19 protein-coding genes are annotated in these 19,718 nt (G+C 71.2%); 3 read left to right on the plus strand and 16 right to left on the minus strand.

Annotation, left to right across the window (positions count from 1 at the left end; all coding sequences use genetic code 11):
* The first annotated feature begins 32 nt into the window (after positions 1 to 32).
* Positions 33 to 1,349 (plus strand): phytase, encoded by a 1,317-nt coding sequence (locus ACIA8X_RS15510; RefSeq protein ID WP_399458450.1) that lies wholly within the window; start codon positions 33 to 35, stop codon positions 1,347 to 1,349.
* 25 nt (positions 1,350 to 1,374) lie between these two features.
* Here the strand turns inward: ACIA8X_RS15510 and ACIA8X_RS15515 are convergent, their stop codons facing one another.
* The 9 genes from ACIA8X_RS15515 to ACIA8X_RS15555 form a co-directional block, all read right to left on the minus strand.
* Positions 1,375 to 2,373: an LLM class flavin-dependent oxidoreductase gene (locus tag ACIA8X_RS15515; RefSeq protein WP_399458451.1), complete on the minus strand. Its 999-nt coding sequence runs from the start codon at positions 2,371 to 2,373 to the stop codon at positions 1,375 to 1,377.
* Positions 2,374 to 2,431: 58 nt separating this feature from the next.
* Complete coding sequence (locus ACIA8X_RS15520) at positions 2,432 to 3,805, minus strand: FAD-binding oxidoreductase (protein WP_393445568.1); 1,374 nt, start codon at positions 3,803 to 3,805, stop codon at positions 2,432 to 2,434.
* A 133-nt stretch (positions 3,806 to 3,938) separates the two neighbouring features.
* On the minus strand, positions 3,939 to 5,612 hold the full coding sequence (locus ACIA8X_RS15525) for a LuxR C-terminal-related transcriptional regulator (protein ID WP_393445566.1): 1,674 nt from the start codon (positions 5,610 to 5,612) through the stop codon (positions 3,939 to 3,941).
* A 144-nt stretch (positions 5,613 to 5,756) separates the two neighbouring features.
* Positions 5,757 to 6,266 (minus strand): hypothetical protein, encoded by a 510-nt coding sequence (locus ACIA8X_RS15530; protein ID WP_393445564.1) that lies wholly within the window; start codon positions 6,264 to 6,266, stop codon positions 5,757 to 5,759.
* Positions 6,267 to 6,852: 586 nt separating this feature from the next.
* Entirely contained in the window at positions 6,853 to 7,023 is a 171-nt protein-coding gene (rpmF, locus tag ACIA8X_RS15535; RefSeq protein WP_393445562.1) for a 50S ribosomal protein L32, read from the minus strand.
* A gap of 83 nt (positions 7,024 to 7,106) precedes the next feature.
* Entirely contained in the window at positions 7,107 to 7,517 is a 411-nt protein-coding gene (locus tag ACIA8X_RS15540; RefSeq protein ID WP_393445560.1) for a (2Fe-2S) ferredoxin domain-containing protein, read from the minus strand.
* 14 nt (positions 7,518 to 7,531) lie between these two features.
* A complete protein-coding gene (locus ACIA8X_RS15545; protein WP_393446399.1) occupies positions 7,532 to 9,127 on the minus strand; it encodes a cation acetate symporter in 1,596 nt (531 codons plus the stop codon).
* Between the two features lie 2 nt (positions 9,128 to 9,129).
* Positions 9,130 to 9,540, minus strand: a complete 411-nt coding sequence (locus ACIA8X_RS15550) for a DUF485 domain-containing protein (RefSeq protein WP_393445558.1) — start codon at positions 9,538 to 9,540, stop codon at positions 9,130 to 9,132.
* Positions 9,541 to 9,829: 289 nt separating this feature from the next.
* Positions 9,830 to 11,053, minus strand: a complete 1,224-nt coding sequence (locus ACIA8X_RS15555; protein ID WP_399458452.1) for a right-handed parallel beta-helix repeat-containing protein — start codon at positions 11,051 to 11,053, stop codon at positions 9,830 to 9,832.
* Between the two features lie 211 nt (positions 11,054 to 11,264).
* Here ACIA8X_RS15555 and ACIA8X_RS15560 point away from each other — a divergent pair, with 211 nt between their 5' ends.
* Positions 11,265 to 11,756, plus strand: coding sequence for a hypothetical protein (locus ACIA8X_RS15560; RefSeq protein WP_393445554.1), 492 nt, complete (start codon positions 11,265 to 11,267; stop codon positions 11,754 to 11,756).
* Positions 11,757 to 11,810: 54 nt separating this feature from the next.
* On the opposite strand, the gene ACIA8X_RS15565 is transcribed toward ACIA8X_RS15560, so the two are convergent.
* The 5 genes from ACIA8X_RS15565 to egtA form a co-directional block, all read right to left on the minus strand.
* A complete protein-coding gene (locus ACIA8X_RS15565) occupies positions 11,811 to 12,026 on the minus strand; it encodes a dodecin (protein ID WP_393445552.1) in 216 nt (71 codons plus the stop codon).
* 88 nt (positions 12,027 to 12,114) lie between these two features.
* A complete protein-coding gene (gene egtD / locus ACIA8X_RS15570; RefSeq protein WP_393445550.1) occupies positions 12,115 to 13,077 on the minus strand; it encodes an L-histidine N(alpha)-methyltransferase in 963 nt (320 codons plus the stop codon).
* Entirely contained in the window at positions 13,074 to 13,877 is an 804-nt protein-coding gene (gene egtC / locus ACIA8X_RS15575; protein ID WP_393445548.1) for an ergothioneine biosynthesis protein EgtC, read from the minus strand. Before egtC ends, egtD begins: the two co-directional genes overlap by 4 nt.
* Positions 13,877 to 15,196, minus strand: a complete 1,320-nt coding sequence (egtB, locus tag ACIA8X_RS15580) for an ergothioneine biosynthesis protein EgtB (protein WP_393445546.1) — start codon at positions 15,194 to 15,196, stop codon at positions 13,877 to 13,879. Before egtB ends, egtC begins: the two co-directional genes overlap by 1 nt.
* Positions 15,193 to 16,497 carry an ergothioneine biosynthesis glutamate--cysteine ligase EgtA gene (gene egtA / locus ACIA8X_RS15585; RefSeq protein WP_393445544.1) on the minus strand — a complete coding sequence of 435 codons (1,305 nt, stop codon included), beginning with the start codon at positions 16,495 to 16,497 and terminating at the stop codon, positions 15,193 to 15,195. The genes egtB and egtA overlap by 4 nt, the downstream gene beginning before the upstream one ends.
* Before the next feature lie 347 nt (positions 16,498 to 16,844).
* Between egtA and ACIA8X_RS15590 the strand changes: the two genes are divergently transcribed.
* Entirely contained in the window at positions 16,845 to 17,669 is an 825-nt protein-coding gene (locus ACIA8X_RS15590) for a TIGR02452 family protein (RefSeq protein WP_393445542.1), read from the plus strand.
* A 3-nt stretch (positions 17,670 to 17,672) separates the two neighbouring features.
* Here ACIA8X_RS15590 and ACIA8X_RS15595 read toward each other — a convergent pair whose 3' ends face one another.
* Together ACIA8X_RS15595 and ACIA8X_RS15600 are read right to left on the minus strand one after the other, a co-directional pair.
* Positions 17,673 to 18,119, minus strand: coding sequence for a type II toxin-antitoxin system PemK/MazF family toxin (locus tag ACIA8X_RS15595; protein ID WP_393445540.1), 447 nt, complete (start codon positions 18,117 to 18,119; stop codon positions 17,673 to 17,675).
* Between the two features lie 85 nt (positions 18,120 to 18,204).
* Positions 18,205 to 19,674, minus strand: coding sequence for an SPFH domain-containing protein (locus ACIA8X_RS15600; RefSeq protein WP_393445538.1), 1,470 nt, complete (start codon positions 19,672 to 19,674; stop codon positions 18,205 to 18,207).
* Between the last annotated feature and the right edge of the window lie 44 nt (positions 19,675 to 19,718).

Consider the following 19,718-nt stretch of genomic DNA (forward strand, 5'->3'; position numbering starts at 1 on the left):
TCGCCAGTCTCTCTTCCTACCGAGGAGTATGCGTGAGCGCTTCCGCTCTGAGCACTCTCACCGCCGCGCTGCTGATGGTCACGGGCGCCTCCGCCCCGCAGCCGGTCTCCGTCTCCGCGCGTGTGGAGACGCCCGCCGTGTACGACGACGAGGCGGGCGGCAACGCCGACGCGGACGACCCGGCCGTCTGGGTCGACCCCCGCGACCCGGGCCGCAGCCTCGTGATCGCCACCCTCAAGGAGGCCGGCCTCGACGTCTACGGCCTCGACGGCAAGCGGCTCCAGCACATCGCCGCGCCCGCCGCGCCGGGCGAGGACGCGGCGCCGGGCCGCTTCAACAACGTCGACGTCGTCTACGGCTTCGAACTGGGCGGCAGGAAGACCGACCTGGCCCTGGTCAGCGACCGCGGCCGGGACCGGATCCGGGCCTACGCGATCGACCCGGCCGCCGTGGCGGCGGGCAGGCCCCCGCTGAAGGACGTGACGGTGACCGACGCCGCGCCGGTCTTCTCCGCGAGCGAGGCCGAGGTCGACGACCAGCGCACCGCCTACGGCCTGGCCGCCTTCAGCGACGACGACCACGCGTACGCGGTGGTCTCGCGCCGCTCGGAGACCCGCGTACGGCTGCTGCGGCTGGAGGACCGAGGCGGCCGCGTCGGCTACAGGACCGAGGACACCCTCGACCTGCCCGCCTCCTTCACCCTGCCGAACGGCAGCGGTTGGACGCCGTGCGCCGACCCCGGTGACCGCGCGCAGGTCGAGGGCATGGCCGTCGACCAGGAGGAGCACGTCCTGTACGCGGCCCAGGAGGACGTCGGGCTGTGGCGGGTGGACCTCGACGACGAGGAGTTCGGCCGGCCCAAGCTGATCGACCGGGTGCGGGAGTACGGCACTCCGTGGACGTACGACGCCGAGGAAGAGGAGTGCGTCATCGACAGCGCCAACGACCCCGGATTCGGCGGTGAGCACCTGGGCGCCGACGCCGAGGGTGCCACGATCTACCACGCCGCCGACGGCAAGGGCTACCTCCTCGCCTCCAGTCAGGGCGACAACACCTTCGCCGTGTACGAGCGCCAGGGCCAGGGCGCCTACCTCGGTTCGTTCGCCGTGACCGACAGCGCCGCCACCGACGGGGTGCAGCACTCCGACGGTGCCGCCGTGGTGAACGTCCCGCTGGGCCGGTCCTTCCCCAAGGGCCTGCTGGTCACCCATGACGGCGAGGCCGCGCCCGCGGACGGGGACCGGGAGGGCACCAACTTCAAGTTCACGCGCTGGGACGCGGTGGCCGGCGCGTTCCCGCAGCCGCTGACGGTCGACACCAAGTCGTTCGACCCGCGCGACACGGACTGATCCGTCGTCCGCCCGCTCGCCCGGATCACGCGCCGAAGATCCGGGCGAGCCCACGGTAGGAGTCCAGTAGGGCCGCACGGTCGTACGTACTGGTCGTGACCAGCACCTCCTGCGCCCCCGTCTCCTTCAGCACCGTCTCCAGCTCGTGCGCGACCTGCTCCTGCGTGCCCGCGATATGCCCGGCGAGGCCGCCCTCGTAGAAGCCGCGCTCCTTGTCGGTCATGGACAGCGCCTCCACGTGCTCGGCGGGCGGCAGCGCCGGGAAGGTGCCGTGGGTGCGCGAGTACGCCATCGACCAGGCCTCCGGGACGAGCAGTCGCCGGGCCTCCTCGGGTGTGGCGGCCACGGCGATCGTGCCGGAGATCACGACGTACGGCTCGCCGGCCCAGGGGGAGGGGCGGAAGTGGTCGCGATAGTGATCGATCCCGCGCCGCATCTTCTCCCTGCTCCTGAGGTCGCCGATCACCATCGGCAGCCCCGCGCGGGCCGCGATGTCCGCGCCCTCGCCCATGGCCAGCACGAACGGCGGCACGGTCAGGCCCTCGGCGGGGCGCGCGTGCACCCCCGTGGCCGACGTGCCCCGGAACCAGCCGAGCAGCTCCTGGATCTGCGCCGCGAAGTCCTCCGCGTCCCCCTTGTCCCGCCCGAGCGCCTTGCGCACGCCGTCCGTGAAGCCGACGGATCTGCCGAGCCCCATGTCGACACGGCCCGGGAAGAGGGACTCCAGTACCCCGAACTGCTCGGCCACGACCAGGGGTTGGTGGTTGGGCAGCATCACGCCGCCGGTGCCGACCCGGATCGTGCGGGTCGCGGAGGCGACGGCGGCGGCCAGCACGGTCGGCGCGGAACCGGCGACACCGGGTACGCCGTGGTGCTCCGAGACCCAGATGCGGTGGTAGCCGAGCGCCTCGATCTCCCGCGCCAGGTCGACGGTGTCGCGCAGCGCTTCTCCGTTCGAGTGGCCCTCGCGGGTGCGGGAGCGGTCCAGGACGGAGAAGCGGGTCGAAGCGATCACGGAGCTCATACAGGGTTCAACACCGGGGAGCCCGCAGGATTCCTCACGGGATGCCTCACGGGATTCCTCACGGTGCGATGTTGTGGTTCAGGTGGAACAGGTTCCCGGGGTCGTAGCGCCGCTTGAGCTCCCTGAGACGGCCGTAGTTCGTGCGGTAGTTGGCCTGGACGCGGTCCCGGTCGTCGCTGTCCATGAAGTTCACGTAGCCGCCTCCCATGGAATGCGGCTCCAGCGCCCGGTCGAAGGCGCGCACCCAGTCCTTCTGGGCCTCGCAGTCCTCCCGGGTGGTGAGGGTCGGGCTGAGCGCGATCGAGTAGTCGGCGTCCCGGTAGGAGAAGGCGGTCTCCTCGGGGCCGACGCGGTGGCAGGCCCCGTCGATGGGGAAGACGACCGTCACGCTCTGGATCGAGGGCGTGTCGGCGCCGTACTCGACGAGGGCGTCTACGGCCCCGTCCGGCAGGCCCTGGGTGAAGGCGCCCTTCCAGTAGTGGTACAGCCCGGCCGGCACCAGCTCGTCGAACAGGGTGTTGATCACCGGATAGGGCATCCGCTCCACATGCCGGCCCAGCACCGGCCCGAGTGCCGCGACCCGCTCCCGGATCTCGTCGTCCTCGTCCTGCGGTCCGCTCCAGCAGGTGACCACGCCGCACATCGGCCGCCCGTGCCAGCGCTCGGGCAGGAACGGCACCGGCGGCCCGAGCCCTACGACGAACACGGCTCCCAGCCGGTCGTCCGCCTCGGCGACCAGCTCCCGATAGCGGCGGATCACGTCGCCGTCGAGCGGGAAGAAGGTCGGCCCGCCGAGGATGTCGGCGATGGGGTGCAGCCGGAACGCGAAGGACGTCACGACCCCGAAGTTCCCGCCGCCCCCGCGCACCGCCCACATCAGGTCGCTGTTCTGCTCGTCGGTGCAGGTCAGGAAGGATCCGTCGGCCGTCACCAGGTCCACGGAGACGAGGTTGTCGCAGGCCAGACCGCAGCGCCGGGCCAGGTGCCCCATGCCGCCGCCGGTCGTCAGGCCGCCCACGCCGGTGGTGGAGACGACCCCGCCCGTGGTGGCAAGCCCGAAGGCGTGGGTGGCGTGGTTGACGTCCGCCCAGGTGCAGCCGCCCTCGACCCACGCCGTCCGTTTCCCTGGATCGACGCGGATGCCGCGCATCCGGCCCAGATCGAGGACGACGCCGTCGTCACACGTCCCGTGCCCGGGGACGCTGTGGCTGCCGCCGCGCACCGCCAGCGGCAGTCCCCGCTCGCGGGCGAGGCCCACCGTGGCGATCACGTCGCCCGCGTCGGCGGGCCGCACGATGAGCGCGGGCCGCCTGTCGTGCATGGCGTTGAAGACCTTGCGGGCCTCGTCGTAGTCCGGGTCGCCGGGTTCGACGATGTCGCCGCGCAGCCGGTCCGTCAGCCGGTGGTCGAGGGTGGGTGTGGAGATGGTCATGGCCGCCGCTCGCTTTCCGTTCCGGTGCCGGGAAGGGATACACCACCGGTGTACGCGCGCGGCGGGGGCGCGATCATCGCCGGAAGCGCCCATCTCGGGGGAGCGGCCATGGGCAGAACGGCCCATGGGGGTGTCAGGTGAGGCCGTGTCGGTACGCGTACGCCGTCGCCGCAGCCCGCGAGGACACGTCGAGCTTGGCGAAGATGTTGTTCAGGTGCCGGGCGACGGTGTGCTCGCTGATCACCAGCTCGGTCGCGACTGCGCGATTCGTGCGGCCCGCCGCGACCAGCCGCAGCACCTGGATCTCCCGCTCGGTGAGCCCGCCGGGCCGCTCCGGGCGCACATCGGCGAGCAGGGCGGCGGCCCGGCGCGCGTCGGGCACGGCGCCGAGCCGGCGGAAGGTCTGCTCGGCGGCCCGCAGCTCCATCCGGGCACCCTCGTCGTCCCCGACGGCCCGGTCGGCGGCGGCCAGGGTCATCCGTACCTGCGCCGCCTCGTACGGCACCCGCAGCTCCAGCCAGAGCGTCAGTGCGCGGCGCAGTTCGGGCAGCGCACGGTCGAGGTCACCGGTGGCGAAGGCCACCGCGCCGCAGGCGGTGGCGGCGCTCGCGTGCAGCAGCGTCGTCTCCGAACCGCACCGCTGCTGCCAGTCCCGGGCCAGGGACCCCAGCTCCTCGGCGGCACTGTGTGCCTCGGCCGTCCGGTCCAGCGCCAGGCACACCTCCACCTGGGCCGCGAGCAGCCTGCACCGTTCGAGACCGCCGGCCTCGGCTCCGTTCGCCAGGGCGAGCCGCAGGGCGGTGGCGGAGGCGTCGGCCTTCCCCTGGGCCAGCCGCAGCAGGGCGAGGCCGGGCTGCGGGTCACGGCCGAGTTCGTGCGTGCGGTCGTACGACTGCTCGGCCGCCGCCAGTTCCCCGCGCCGCCGCTGGATCCGGCCGACCAGGTAGACCGCCTCGGCCGCCATCCGCCGCTCGTACGGCAGCAGTTCCGCGCAGGTCCGCTCGGCCTCCATGAGCGCCTCATCCCAGCTGCCCCGCAACTCCAGGACCTCCACCCGGTGCACCCGGCACAGTCCCCGGAAGTTGTTCTCGGCCGGCATCGCCGCGCACCACCGCATGGCCGCGTCGGTCCATTCGGCGGCGCGTTCCAGATCGACGCAGGCCATGCACTGCTGGAGGCCCAGACAGTAGACCCACCCGGTGAAGAAGGAGCTGAGCTCACCGGCCATGGCAGCGCACATCGCCTCGTCCAGGAGATCGAGACCCTCACTGACCCGCCCCTGGGCCACCAGCACGCCCGCCTGTGCCTGGACGCCCATGGCGAGCAGATCCGGGCTGCCACGGCGGCGCGCTATCGAGGCCATGTGCCGGGCCGCGGCCATGGCCTCGTCGAACGCGCCGCGCCGCTGGGCGTCCTCCGCGTCGACCCAGGCGAGGTAGCACTGCTCGACGCACTCCGGCTCGTCGTGCAGATGCCGCCGTGCCCGGCGCAGCCAGCCCGCGGCCACGGCACTGCGTCCCGCCAGCTGATGCTCGTAGAAGAGCAGCCAGGCCGAGTGCCCCGCCTGCCGGGCCGCGTCCGCCGCGACATACCCGGAGTAGGCCCGCGTCCGCTGGACGATCGACTCGTCGACCCGGCTCGTCCACCAGGCGGCGTCCGAGAACGCGGCGCAGTCGTCAGGGGTGAGGCAGGCCGGATCCAGGCCGCCCAGCAGCCCGTACGCCTCGGCCCACGCCTCACGGGCGACGGCGTCCCTGGCCCGCCGCAAGGTGTCCGCGGCAGCCCTGTCGATCGTCCGCTCGGTCACCGCGGCTCCCTTCTCGCGCTCTGCGAGCAGGACCGGCCCCTTCCCAGAATAGGCTCGACAGGCGCGGCCCGGCCCCCATTACTGCGGGCCGGGCCCAAGTGGCACATCGGCAGGCTCGTCGCTGCCCTTGTCCGCGTGGAGCGGTCAGTGGTGATGCTTGTCGATTGCTCGGAAGCTGCCGACAAGCGCGAATGGCACTGTGGCCCCGTCGAGGACCGGCGTGCCTTCGATTTCGCTGGTGGAGTCTCCGGGGTGGATTTTTGCCCTTGCGGAGCCGTTGTCACAGGTAATCCCGCGGAAGAATTCCACGGTCCTGTGACTCTCGTTCAGCACGTTGAAGCTTCTCGCGGGACTACTGATGACAGCGGTGCACACACCCGGCTCGGCTGCGAAGGTTCGCTCGTTGACGTAGACCCGTCCACGATCGTTGTTCCGGAAATTGTCGTTCCGGAAGTTGTCGTTTCGGTCGTTGTCATTCCGGTAGTTGAAGTTCGTCTGGCCGTCGCCTCCCTGGGGAACGGAGGCGTCGGCCTGCTGTACCGACGGGGCGGACTTCGGGGCTGAACTGGAAGCCGAGGCGTAGTTCATACCGGTTGCGGCAAGGACGGTGACGCCCACCGACAATGCGATCGCGACAACGGTACGCGTACGCATTCCCTCTCTCCTTCTCACAGGCATTCCGTTTCTCCATCTCTCAGGGTGTCAGCTGAGCCGACCGACTAAGAATGAACATACTCATGCCTAATTCTGTCGCCACCTCAGAAATCTCGGAGGGGCTATGAAGGGGGCCGATCGGGCGTTCGAAAGCTCAAGCTGACGTTTGTGATGGTTCGTCAGAAAGTCAAAAGTGAAGGTGACTTGGTACCGCAGTTGAGCCGCTCGGGGGACCGAGCTGACACCCCTTCACACTTCTGCCCGCGTGTCGGGTATTGACAAAGCTCCAGGCGGCGGGATAGGGCCCTCTGCGGGATCGTCCCGGGCGCCACCCCTGACGAGGCCCGGGCCGCGATCCGCAGGGCATCCATGGGCCCGAGCTGTACTACGCCGAGGTCATGCACGGCACCGACGCCGAGCGTCCAGTATGCCGAGCACGCCGACGTGCTGACACGCCGACACCGGCTCGTGATTTCCCCACGTAAGGCCATTTGCGCAGTGGCGATCCGTGCTCGGGGGGTCGCGGGTGCCTGTGGCTCCATGACAAGTCGTCAGGGGGTGGGGCGGCTGTGTACGGCACCCCCGGTCAGCCCTCGGGGTGCAGTAGCCCCCGCTCGTACGCCTTGACCAGGTGCTGCGGCACGAGGTGGCTGACGCCGTCGATGGTGACGGGCACGAGCTGGGGCGTGCTCGCCTTCCACTGGGCGCGGCGGTGGCGGGTGTTGCTGCGGGACATCTTCCGCTTCGGGACAGCCATGACGGACCTCCTCGGTGGGTGAACGCCGAGGACGCTACATGAAAATGGATCCCATTAACAATAAGCCGGGAGGTGGCCGGGACTCAGCGACGTGAGCGCACCCGTGCCGCCCTCGGCGGCTGGATGAACTGCAGCTCCAGCGTGACAGGCGGGTCCGCGAGGCCCGGCCCGCCCGCCGCCGCCCACCGCGCGATCTCCTCGGTGCAGTCGTCGTCCATCGCGAAGCCGACCCAGGTGGGCCGCCCGCCGGCCCGGCGCCCCGCGGCCGACGGCTGGACGACGATCACGCTGGCCTGGTCGCAGGGGCCCAGGCAGTCGTCCGTCGTCCGGACCTGGAAGCCGTGCTCGGCCCCTGCGGCGCGCAGGCGCTCCACCTGCCAGGCGTGATCGGTGCCGGGGTGCTTGCGGGGATTGCCGCAGCAGCAGCCCCGGCAGACGACGAGGGTGCAGGGGCGCTCGCGGGCGGCGCCGATCAGGAACGTACGGGTAGGCATGACAGAAGCATGTCCTACTCCTTCGCGCCCACCAGCATCCGCACCTCGAACTCCTCGAAGGCGGCGTCCTCCTGGCGTTCCTGGCGGCTGCTCAGCACGCTGCCGAGCCAGCCGAGGAGGAAGCCCGCCGGGATGGAGACGATGCCCGGGTTCTGGAGCGGGAACCAGGCGAAGTCGGACTCCGGGTAGAACGAGCCCGGCGCTGAGGAGACGACGGGCGAGAACAGGACCAGCAGGACCGAGCAGATCAGTCCGCCCCAGAGGCTGAGCAGCGCTCCCTGGCCGGTGAAGCGGCGCCAGAACAGGGTGTACACGATCGTCGGCAGGATCGCAGACGCCGCGATGGCGAAGGCCAGGAAGGCGAGCGTCGCGGTGTTGGCGCCCCAGGAGATCAGCGCGAGCAGCATCGCGAGCACGCCGATCACGGCCGCGGACAGCCGGGCCACCATCAGCTCCTCGGTCTCGCTCGCGCGGCCCTTGCGGATCACCTCGCCGTACAGGTCGTGGGCGAGTGACGAGGCGGCGGCCAGGGTGAGGCCGGCCGCGACGGCGAGCAGGGTGACGAAGGCGAGGCAGGACAGCAGGGCCGTGAGGATGCCGCCGCCGAGGGCGTTGGCCAGCAGCAGGACGGCGGAGTCGCCCTTGTGGTCGGTCTCCGCGATGGTGTCCCGGCCGACGATCGCCGTGGCGCCGAGGCCCAGCACGCCGGCCGCCAGGCAGACCAGGCCGACCAGGCCCACCGCCCACACGACGGAGCGGCGCAGGACGTCGACCTTGCGCGGGGCGAGCAGACGCATCAGTACGTGGGGGAGGGCGGCCAGCCCGAGGACGATCGCCAGTTCCAGGCTGAAGAAGTCGATCTTGCTCGTGGTGCTGACGCCGTAGCGCAGTCCGGGTTCGAGGAACTGTGTGCCGGTGCCGCTGTTGTTCGCGGCCGCGGACAACAGGGCGTTGGGGTTCCAGTCGTAGTGGTGGAGCACCATCACCGCGGTGACCGTCACGCCCGCCACCAGCATCACGGCCTTGATGATCTGGATGACCGTGGCGCCGGGCGCGCCGCCGATGGCGGCGTACACGATGACGATGGTTCCGATGACGACCACGCACAAGGTGCGTGTCGCGGGACTGGGTTCGCCGGTGAACTGGGTCAACAGCGCCATGCTGCCGACAAGTTGGGCGACCAGGTAGAGGGTCGTGATGGCCAGGGTGCACACGGCCAGGGCGAGGCGGGCCGGACGTTGCATGGTGGTCAGGCGCAGGGCGAGCGTGTCGCCCAGGGTGAACTTGCCCGCCCGGCGCAGGGGTTCGGCGATGAGCAGGAGCACCATCATCCAGGCGACGACCGTGCCGCCGAGGTAGAGCAGGCCGTCGTACCCGTTGAGGGCGACCAGGCCGGTGCTGCCCAGCAGCGTCGCTGCCGACAGATAGTCGCCGCACATCGCGAGGCCGTTGCGCAGCGGGGACATCGTGCGGTTGCCGAGGTAGAACTCGCTGATCTCGTCGCGCTGAGGAGCCGTCAGCAGCGCCATGAACAGCGTGACCACGACCACCGACAGGAACAGCACGAACGTCAGGTTCAGGCTGAACCGGTCGACGATGCCTGCGGACATGGTCACCACGTGCGGTACCCCCTGGAGCCGGGCTGAACGGTCTGCCGTGCCGTGTGCTGGTCCCGTCGCGAGCCCAGGCCACGGGCCAGTGGGTCGACCCGGGTGCGCATGTACCGGACGTAGCACAAGGCCGTCACGCCCATCACGACGAACTGGCCCAGGCCCAGGGTGAGACCGAGGGTGAGGTGGCCGACCAGGCGCTGGTTCATCAGGTCGGGGACGGAATGGGACAGAAGCACGTACAGCAGGAATCCGCCGACGGACAGAAGCGTCGCACGGACTCCGAATCTGCGCTGAGCGCGGCGCAGTGAGTGAAATTCAGGATCTTCGGATATGCGCCGGGTCGGTGCGGGTTCACTATCCGGGGGACTGTATGTGAAAGAATTGTCGTGCCAATGTGAAAACTCGGGCACAGGCGCACCTTCTTTGCTGCGGCAGGCCGGACATGCGGGAGCGCGGGCTTTGTTGTGGGGAGACTGTGAGCGGCGGCGAAGCCGGAAGCCGCGAGTATGGCAGCGGGCTCATTGAAGAATCAACCGCAGTGCTGAATTGCCGTACTCCGGTGGCGCGTTCGCGTCGCTCGTGATCCTTTATCGGGCTTCCGTGGCCTGCGAAAAGGGCCTTCCGGGAATTAGTCCGGACCAGTTCTTCCGGTCGGACTGGCTGAAACTCACCCCTTCCCGCCCGGCCCGTTCCGGCGGCTCAGAAGCGGGCGCCGACGGCCGCGCCGCTGCGGGGTACGAGGAAGCGTGGCGCCGACGGCGGTGAGCCATCGGTGGAGCGCGGGCCCGTGATCGCGGCCGGGTCTGTGCCGAGCACCGAGGACCCGTCCCAAGTGCCGCCCAGATTCCAGGAGTTGCCGCTGGTCACCGTCCCCGAGCCGACGGCCGCGGCGCGGGCGTCGGCGATCGACAGGTTGGCGGTGAGGGTGGCGGTGCCGCCCGCGACGTCGGCGTCGAAGCCGGTGCCCGCGTTGGCCCAGGTCGTGTTGCGGCTCAGGGCGAGGGCGCCGGTATTGCCGTTGTCCGTGACACCGTGTGCCGCGTTCTTGAATGCGATCGCGTTGTGAAGGGTGTGACCCACCGCCGGGGCGGGGGTGCCGCCGCCCATCTTGAAACCGTTTCCGTCGCCCGAGAAGTCCGGGAAGTTCCAGCGGTTGTAGCCGTTGCCGTAGGCGATCGTGTTCTCGATCAGAATCGGCGAGGCGAACTTCCAGGCGTCGAATCCGTCGTCGACGTTGTTCCGCAACCGGGCCCCGCGCACCACGTTCCCGGTTCCGCCGCCCTCCTTGATGGCCAGGCCGTCGGCACTCTCACCGTTCTTGCGGGGGTCGCGATTGCCGTAACTGTCCAGATTCAGGATCTGGTTGTCGCTGGACGACCCCTGGAGTTGGAAGCCCGACTCGTAATTGTCGTGTGTGGACAGCCGGGAGAAGACGTTGCCGTTGCAGCCGTCGCAATAGATGCCGTACGGGCCGTTGACCAGCTCCAGACCGGAGATCCGCCAGTGCGAGGCCTCCATGTGGATCGCCCCGCGCTCGGCCCGCGGGATGCTGCCGCCGACCGGCGTGTGGCTGGCGGGCAGTTGCTCCCCGTCGATGACCACGCGCTCGCCTTGGTGGGCGCCGAGGGTGATGGGCAGGGCGGCGGTGCCCGAGGTCGTGATGGTGATGTTGTCGTTGAGGGTATAGGTGCCGCCGCGCACGGAGATGATGTCGCCGGGCTTCGCCAGGTCGACGGCCCGCTGGACGGTCCGCAGCGGCCGGTCCAGGGTGCCCGGCGCCGAGTCGCTCCCGTCGGTCGCCACGACCAGCGTCGCGGCCCCGTGCGCCTCGCCCGCCGGCCCCCACACCGCAAGCAGGGCTGCACTCACCGCCGCCGCCGTCCAGATCGCCGTACCGCGCCCGCCGTTCACCGTGCCGCGCATGGGGCCTCCCGCCGCCGCTTCCGCCTGCGTGCCGTGTCGCAGAGCAGTGGCCGCCCGGGGCGGGAAGGTTGCCGGGGTGCGGGGTCCGTCTAGGTCCGGTCGTCAAATTCCCGTCGTCCGCCCGGAGGGCGGGCCCGGCAACGCGGCGAGCGTGCGTGCCAGGCGTCGCCGGGCAGGCGGGAATTTGACGACAGGACCTAGGGTGAGGAGTGTGAACGACAGCAGCACACGTCCGCTCGCCGTGTTCGACCTGGACAACACCCTCGCCGACACGGCACACCGGCAGCGCTTCCTGGAGCGCACACCGCGTGACTGGGACGGCTTCTTCGCGGCGGCACCGCAGGACCCGCCGATCCCGGAGGGCGTCGCGCTGGCGCTGGAGGCCGCGCAGGAGTGCGAGGTCCGCTATCTGACCGGACGCCCCGAGCGCTGCCGGCGCGACACGCTCGACTGGCTCGCGGCACACGGACTGCCCGACGGGCGGGTGTACATGCGGCGCAACGACGACCGCCGGCCCGCCCGGCGTACCAAGCTGGAGATCCTGCGCCGCCTCGCCCGCACCCATGAGATCCGGGTGCTCGTGGACGACGACGAGCTGGTCTGCGAGGACGCCGAACGGGCCGGTTTCACCGTCGTACGGGCGCGCTGGACCGCCCCGTCCGCCGCGCTGGAGGTGGCGCAGGAGCGGGAGGGGCGGACCTGAGGGTCGGTCGCTACCCGGCCCGGACCGGCGTGCTGCCCGGCCGGACCGGGCGTGCTACTCGGCGTCGTCCAGTCGGAAGCCGACCTTCATGGTCACCTGCCAGTGCGCGATCTGCCCGTTGTCGAGCTGGCCACGCACCTCGGTCACCTCGAACCAGTCCAGGTTGTGCAGGGTCTGCGAGGCGCGCGTGATGCCGTTGCGGATGGCCTGGTCCACGCCGTCGGGCGAGGTACCGACGATGTCCGTGACCCGGTAGGTGTGGTTCGACATGGGGGTGCTCCTCTCCCGTGACTCCACCAGGGCGGAGTCACGCGTCACTCCACCGTGCCCCAAGGCGGGACATCGCGCGAGCCGTCCGTCACCGCGCCACGCTCAGTGACAGCGCGAAACGGGCCTCCCCGTCCGTCCACCAGTGCGCCAGTTCCAGCCCGGCCGCAGACAGTTCCGCGCCCACACCCTCCTTGCGGAACTTCGCCGACACCTCGGTGCGCATCTCCTCGCCCGCCGCGAAGTCCACGGCGAGATCGAGCGCGGGCACCTTCACCGTCTGCGCCGTACGGGACCGCAGCCGCATCTCGATCCACTCGTTGCGCGGGTCCCAGAGCGCCAGGTGATCGAAGGCGCCCGGATCGAAGTCGGCGCCCAACTCGCGGTCGATCACCGCCAGGACGTTCTTGTTGAACGCGGCCGTCACCCCGGCCGCGTCGTCGTACGCCTCGACCAGGACCTTCTCGTCCTTCACCAGGTCCGTCCCGAGCAGCAGCGCGTCACCGGGGGCGAGCAGACCGCGCGCCGAGGCCAGGAACGCGGCGCGCTCCGCAGGCAGCAGATTGCCGATCGTGCCGCCGAGGAACGCCACCAGCCGAGGGCCCGGCGTGTCCGGCAGGGCCAGCCCGCCCGTGAAGTCGGCGATCAGGGCATGCACGTTCAGCCCGGGCCGCTCCTCGACGAGCGCCTGCCCGGCCTGGGTGAGCGCGCTCTCGCTGACGTCGACCGGGACGTAGGTGTGCAGGCCGGTCAGCGCGTCGATCAGGTACCGCGTCTTCTCCGAGGAGCCGGAGCCCAGTTCGACGAGGGTGCGGGCGCCGCTGGCCGCGGCGATCTCGTCGGCCCGGTCGACGAGGATCTCGCGCTCGGCGCGCGTCGGGTAGTACTCGGGCAACTCGGTGATCTGCTCGAAGAGTTCGCTGCCTTTCGCGTCGTAGAACCACTTCGGCGGCAGTGTCTTGGGCGTGCTCCTCAGGCCCTTCAGGACGTCGGCGCGCAGGGCGGCCTCGGTGGCGTCCTCGGGCAGGGTGCGGGTGAGAAGGAACGGACTCACGTGCTGGGCTCCTTCGGTTGTGCGGGTACGGGTGCGGGTGGCAGGGCGTTGCCCGGGTCCTTGAGCGGGGTGAGCAGCACATCGGTGCGGCTCGCCGCGAGGAGGGTGTGGTCGGGGACCTCCTGCCAGTGCGGGTCGTCGTCGTAGGGCTCGGAGGCCACGACGGTGCCGCCGCCGGGCCGGGTCAGATACCAGAGGGTGTCGCCCCAGGCGGTCGCCGTGATGGTCTCGCCGTTGGTGAGGAGCAGGTTGAGCCGGGAGCCCGGGGCCGCCTCGGCGACCTCCGCGACCGTGTCGGCCAGCGCCTGCGCCTCGTCGTCACCGCCGCGCAGCCGGGCCAGGACCAGCGCCCAGACGAGCGCCGAGTCGCTGCGGGCCTCCAGAGACAGCAGATCCGCCGCGGGCACGGTCGGGACGAGCGGCGCCAGCGAGTCGGGCCAGCCCTTGACGGCGCCGTTGTGGCTGAACAGCCAGGGACCCGCGGCGAACGGCGCCGCCGCGGCCTCCCCTTCGGCGCCCGCCACCGTCGCGTCCCGTACGGCGGCGAGCAGCGCGGTGCTGCGCACGACCCGGGCCAGATCGGCGAAGGACAGGTCCCCCCAGATCGGCCCGGCCCGGCGATAGCGCGCCGGAACCGGGTCCCCCTCGGCGTACCAACCGACCCCGAATCCATCGGCGTTGACGGTCCCGTACCGCTGGCGCCGAGGCGCCCACGACTGGCGGTACAGGCCGTGCGCGGGCTCCACGAGGAGCCGGCCGAGCGGCTCCTCGGGGCCCAGATAGGCCAGATGCCGGCACATCAGACGTCCCCCGCGGAACGGGCCGTGCGGAACCCGGAGAAGATCTGCCGCCGGATCGGATAGTCCCAGTTGCGGAAGGTGCCCCGGCAGGCCACCGCGTCCACGGCGAACGCACCTCCGCGCAGCACCTTGTACTCGGGCCCGAAGAACACGTCCGAGTACTCCTTGTACGGGAACGCCTGGAAGCCCGGGTACGGCAGGAAGTCGCTCGCCGTCCACTCCCAGACGTCACCGATCAACTGCCGTATGCCGAGCGGTGATTCGCCCTCCGGGTAGCTCCCGGCCGGCGCCGGGCGCAGGTGCCGCTGGCCGAGGTTGGCGTGTTCCGGTGCCGGGTCGGCGTCGCCCCACGGGTAGCGCGTCGAGCGGTCGCCCGCCGGGTCGTGCCGGGCCGCCTTCTCCCACTCGGCCTCGGTGGGCAGCCGCCGCCCGGCCCAGCGGGCGTAGGCGTCGGCCTCGTACCAGCACACGTGCAGCACGGGCTCGTCGGGCGGTACGACCTCGGTGACCCCGAAGCGGCGCCTGAGCCACTGCTTGCCGTCCCGGCGCCAGAACAGCGGGGCGTGGATGGAGTGCTGCCGGATGTGCGCCCAGCCCTCCGGCGTCCACCAGCGGTCGTCGTCGTAGCCGCCGTCCTCGATGAACGCCTTGTACGCGGCGTTCGTCACCGGCGTGGTGTCCATGTAGAACGGCGGCACCTCGCGCCGGTGCGCCGGGCGTTCGTTGTCCAGCGCCCATGGCTCGGTGGAGGTGCCCATCATGAACGGGCCGCCGGGGACCAGGACTTCGGACGGCCCCGTGAACAGCGGCGCCGGGTCCGGGTCCGGGGCGGTCAGCGCCTGCGGGCCCTTGCGGAGCTGATGCGTGATCAGCATCGTCTCGTCGTGCTGCTGCTCGTGCTGCGCGATCATCCCGAAGGCGAAGCCCGCCTCGGTCAGCCGCGTCCCGTGGAACGCCGTGCTCTCCAGGATGTCCAGCACCCGGCCGCGTACCTCGGCCGCGTAGTTCCGGGCCTCCGCGGGCGGCAGCAGCGGCAGCGAGGGACGTGCGGAGCGCGGATGCTCGAAGGCGTCGTAGAGGCCGTCGATCTCGGGCCGTATCGCCTCCCGCCCGGCGACCGCCCGGAGCAGCCACTGCTCCTCCTGGTTGCCGATGTGCGCGAGGTCCCACACCAGCGGGGACATCAGCGGCGAGTGCTGGGCGGTGAGGTCGGGGTCTTCGACGCAGGAGGTCAGCAGCGTCGTCCGGGCACGGGCGGTGGTCAGCGTGGTCAGTGCCCGCTCGCGGAGCGTGTCGGCGTCGAGGGCGGGGTCGGTCATGTGCGCAGGTCCTTCCCGTGCAGGGTGCGATCCGTGCCGTAGAGCTCGTCCAGCAGGTCGTCGGCGGGGCAGCGGCCCTTGACGACATAGCGGTCGAAGTACGCCGCCACGGCGTCGGTGACCTCGGTCGTGGCCCCCAGCCGGGGCAGGGCTTCCAGAGCCGCCGTGAAGCACTCCACGGCGACCTCGTGCAGCTCGGGGTCGGCGAGCCCGGATCTGGCCGCGTCGACCCACAGCGGATTGTGCGGCGCGGGCCGCGCAAGGGCGCGCTCGGCCAGCGGCTTCACCGCGCGGTAGGCGGTCTCGGCGGCCTCCGGGTCGTCGAAGAGCGCCGTGGCCACGGCGAGCGGCACGATCCAGCCGTCCTCACCGGGCTGCGCGTCGATCATGCGCAGTTCCAGATGGCCACGCGGTCTGACCGGCGGGAACAGCGTCGTGAGGTGGTAGTCGAGGTCCTCGTGCGTGGGCGTTCTGGGCGCCCTGGACCTGGTCCACTCCCGGAACGACAGCCCGTCCGGGACGTCCCACGGCCCGCCGTCCTGCCGCACGCACATCACCGGTGAGTCCAGGACGTGCCGCGCCCAGGCGACCCGCGGATCGCCGTCCAGCGGGGGTGCGCCCGCGCGGCCCGCGCCGATCTCCATCCACAGCAGCTGCCGGGTGGAGAGCCAGCCGGTGGGCTCGCGCCCGGCCAGCGGTGAGTTGGCGAACACGGCGACCAGCACCGCGCCCAACTGGTGTGCAAGCCACCAGCGCCGCCCGTGCCCGAGGGGGCCGGGCTCCTCGTAACCGGCGTCCAGGCAGACCTGCACGGAGGCCGACGTGCACATCATGGCGCGGCCGGCCGGGCCCGCGCGGTCCAGGCAGGCCTCCATGGCGTCGTAGCGTGGCTGACGCAGGAACCGGCGAGGCGAGTGCCAGGGGTCGTTGCCGATGCCGACCAGACCGAGATCGTGCTCGCGCAGCATCGCGCGCGTGGCGTCGAGGTCGGCGGAGACGGTACCGATGCACTCCATCAGCGAGGTGGCGGGCGGGGAGCTCAGCTCCAGCTGACCGCCGGGTTCGACGGTGAGCGCCGACCTCAGGGGCACGGTACGCAGTGCGGCGTAGGCCGCTTCGAGTCGTTCGGGTGTCACGGGGAGCTGCGGGCCGCGCAGCTCATGGACGAGCCATTCCACTTCGACCCCGAGGGTGCGGGGCGGGCCGGTCTTGAAGCAGATGCCCCTGACCAGGGCCTCCACCTCGGCTTCGGTGACGGCGGAGCGGGGTTGCTCCGTACAGTCACTCACCGAATCGGACATGTCGCGATCCTCCTGAGAGTCCACGGTGCCGCCCGGCCCGGATCTTGTGGGCGGGCCGGCACACTCGTCCCACCCAAGACCCTCACGTCGCTCCGCACAAGAGCGCGTATCGGCACGTTCAGGGCCCGGCAATCTCGGCTCCCCGGGCGTTCGCAGGGTTTTTCCCGGTCGTTCTCGGTCGACTGTGGGGCCCGGGTAAATCTGTTGCACCGCATGACCAGGATCGCGCACGATGCCGGTGTGAGCACGACGGGGGAGATCACGACCGGCGAGGTCGTTCGCGGCACCAGCGAGGTCGTACGCGGCCGACGCGGGCGCACGGTCATGGCGCGCACGGGGGTGGCGCCATGAGCGCGCGCCTGCGCGGCATCGCACGGGAGACGGAAGAGATCGTCGCGGCGGGCGCTTACCGCACACCGGACGGCCACGAGGTGTCCCTCGGCGCGCTGATCGAAGCGGCACGGGCCGGCACCCGGATGCACGGGCCGGACCCGGTGCCGGTGCCGAAGATCTCCCCGGCGGAGACGTTCTTCGAGGTCACGGGCGAGAGCAGCCTGGAGGCGGCCGGCCGGCTCGGCGGCGATACGGCCGTACTGAACTTCGCCTCGGCCCGCAACCCCGGCGGCGGCTTTCTGAACGGCGCCCAGGCCCAGGAAGAGGCCCTGTGCCGCGCCTCGGCGCTGTACACCTGCCTGCTCGAAGCCCGCGAGTTCTACGACCACCACCGCGCCCACCGCGACGCGTTCTACACCGACCGTGTCATCCACTCACCCGGCGTGCCCGTCTTCCGCGACGACCGCGGCCGCCTGCTCGACGCGCCGTACACGGTCGGCTTCTTGACCGCCGCCGCCCCGAACGCGGGCGTCATCAGGCGTACGGCCCCGCAGCGCACGGCCGAGCTGCCGCACGCGCTCGCGACCCGGGCCGAGCGTGTACTGGAGACGGCCGCGGCGCACGGGTACCGGCGGCTGGTGCTGGGCGCGTGGGGCTGCGGGGTGTTCCAGAACGACCCGGCGCAGGTTGCCGGCGCGTTCCGGGCGCTGCTCGGGCCCGGCGGGCGGTTCGCCGGGGCCTTCGAGCAGGTGGTGTTCGGGATCCTGGACCGCACGCCGGACAGTCCGGTGCGCGCGGCTTTCGTACGGGCGTTTCCGGAGCGTCAGCCGCAGCTGTAGCGCTCAGGTCCAGCCGTAGCGCTCGTGCAGCCGGTGCCTGACCAGGTTGAACCGTCCGCGGTCCAGGGCGCAGGCCTCCCGGCGCATGCCCTGCTCGTGCAGACGGAGGATGCGGTCCACGTCGACCCAGGAGTCGCGGCCCGTCCGGTCCCACGGCCCGCTGCCGATGGCGACCCACTCGCGGTCCCCGTCATGCCGCTTGCTGGAGAGCTGCACGGCGAGAAACGTGCCGTCGGCCTCCCGGGCCACCACGAGCACCGGGCGGTCCTTGCCCCGCCCGTCGTTCTCCTCGTAGGGGACCCAGGTCCAGACGATCTCCCCGGGATCGGGATCGCCGTCGTGCGCCGGGGAGTACTCGGTACGCACCTTGCCGACCGCGCGGGGGTCGGCCTCGGAGGTGGCGGTGGGGCCGGAGCGGCCCGGAACGTTCTCGTCGGTATACGTGCTCACGGGGGCACCTTAGGGGCTGCCCCCGTGAGCTACGCGTGAAGGGTCACCGGTTAGGCGTGAAGGGTCACCAGTCACGCGTGAAAGGTCACTTCTCGTCCATCGGCACCTTCTGGGCGAGCCCGTTGAGGGGCGAGGTGTCCTTCGGCGCCTGCTCGTTCTGGTTCATCGAGGCCAGCAACTGGCGGGCAAGACCCAGCCCCGTACCGCCCATGGTGAGCGCCTTGGCGAACATGTCCGCCATGCCGTCGGCGCCGTTGAGCAGCACCATGTTGTCGACGTTGCCGAAGGCGGACGCGCCGGCCCGGACGATCTCCGGCCAGTTCTCGGCGAGTTGCTGGGCGACCACGGCCTCCTGGTTGTCGGCCAGGGCGGCGGCGCGGGCCTTGATCGCCTCGGCTTCCGCCAGGCCCTTCGCCTTGGTCGCCTCGGCCTGTGCGAGGCCCTTGGCCTGCGAGGCTGCGGCCTCCGCCTCGCCGGTGGCCCGGGTAGCCGCAGCTGTGGCCGCGCCACGCGTCTTGGTCGCCTCGGCCTCGGCGCCCGCGGCCGTCTTGACGCGGGTCGCCTCGGCGGCCGCCGCGAGCTCCGTCTCCTTCGCCTTGGCCTGCGCCGCAGAGATACGCGCGTCGCGCTCGGCCTCGGCCAGCGTGCGCTTCTCGTACGCCTGCGCGTCGGCCGGTTTGCGGACGTCCGCCTGGAGTTGCTGCTCACGCCGGTGCGCCTCCAGCTCGGCGACCCGCGTCTCCTGCACGACGACCTCCTGCCGGGCCGCGGCATCGGCGAGCGGACCTGCCTGCCGGGCCTTGGCGCCCGCCTTGTCGCGCTCGGCCTGGTAGCCGGCCTGGAGGATCTCGCTGTCCCGGGTCGCCTCGGCCATCCGCGCGAACGACTGCTGCTCCGCCTCCGTGGCCAGCCGGTTCGCCTCCGCCTGCGCGATGCGCGCGTCCCGCTGGACGGCCGCCGCGTGCGGCATCGCCAAATTCTGGATGTACCCGGTCGGATCCTCGATCTCGTGGATCTGCAACGAGTCGACGATGAGCCCCAGCTTCTCCATCTCCGTGCCGCACGCGGCACGCGTCTGCCCGGTGAGCTTCTCCCGGTCGCGGATCATGTCCTCGACCGTCAACCCGCCGACGATGGACCGCAGATGACCGGCGAACACGTTGTGCACCCGCTCCGACATCAGCTTCTGCTGGTCGAGGAAGCGGCGGCCCGCGTTCGCGATCGACACGAAGTCGTCGCCCACCTTGAAGATGACCACGCCCCGCACCTTCAGCGGAATGCCCTGGTGGGTCACGCAGTCCACCTGCAGCTCGGTCTCGTTCAGATCGAGCGACAGCTTGCGCACCGCCTGCACCCCGGGCAACACCAGCGTGCCGCGCCCGGTGACGATCCGGAAGCCCATGCCCTCCTCAAGGCCCTCCGTACGGTGCTTGGAACCGGAGATGATGAGCGCCTCGTTCGGCTCCGCGACCCGCCACATCATCTTGAACACACCGATCAACACGAGAACGGCCGCTACCGCCGCCCCCGCAACGACGCCGACGACCATCGGCATACGCCCCCTTTGCCTGGCGCCCTTTCGGCACCGAACGCAAGGGA

This window comes from Streptomyces sp. NPDC051738, from assembly GCF_044453205.1.
Classification (GTDB): domain Bacteria; phylum Actinomycetota; class Actinomycetes; order Streptomycetales; family Streptomycetaceae; genus Streptomyces.

Coding starts and splice junctions, on each gene's coding strand:
- ACIA8X_RS15515 (WP_399458451.1), bottom strand. CDS start 2,373: ATGAGCTCCGTGATCGCTTCGACCCGCTTCTCCGTCCTGGACCGCTCC.
- ACIA8X_RS15520 (WP_393445568.1), bottom strand. CDS start 3,805: ATGACCATCTCCACACCCACCCTCGACCACCGGCTGACGGACCGGCTG.
- ACIA8X_RS15530 (WP_393445564.1), bottom strand. CDS start 6,266: ATGCGTACGCGTACCGTTGTCGCGATCGCATTGTCGGTGGGCGTCACC.
- rpmF (WP_393445562.1), bottom strand. CDS start 7,023: ATGGCTGTCCCGAAGCGGAAGATGTCCCGCAGCAACACCCGCCACCGC.
- ACIA8X_RS15540 (WP_393445560.1), bottom strand. CDS start 7,517: ATGCCTACCCGTACGTTCCTGATCGGCGCCGCCCGCGAGCGCCCCTGC.
- ACIA8X_RS15545 (WP_393446399.1), bottom strand. CDS start 9,127: ATGTCCGCAGGCATCGTCGACCGGTTCAGCCTGAACCTGACGTTCGTG.
- ACIA8X_RS15555 (WP_399458452.1), bottom strand. CDS start 11,053: ATGCGCGGCACGGTGAACGGCGGGCGCGGTACGGCGATCTGGACGGCG.
- ACIA8X_RS15565 (WP_393445552.1), bottom strand. CDS start 12,026: ATGTCGAACCACACCTACCGGGTCACGGACATCGTCGGTACCTCGCCC.
- egtC (WP_393445548.1), bottom strand. CDS start 13,877: ATGTGCCGGCATCTGGCCTATCTGGGCCCCGAGGAGCCGCTCGGCCGG.
- egtB (WP_393445546.1), bottom strand. CDS start 15,196: ATGACCGACCCCGCCCTCGACGCCGACACGCTCCGCGAGCGGGCACTG.
- egtA (WP_393445544.1), bottom strand. CDS start 16,497: ATGTCCGATTCGGTGAGTGACTGTACGGAGCAACCCCGCTCCGCCGTC.
- ACIA8X_RS15590 (WP_393445542.1), top strand. CDS start 16,845: ATGAGCGCGCGCCTGCGCGGCATCGCACGGGAGACGGAAGAGATCGTC.
- ACIA8X_RS15600 (WP_393445538.1), bottom strand. CDS start 19,674: ATGCCGATGGTCGTCGGCGTCGTTGCGGGGGCGGCGGTAGCGGCCGTT.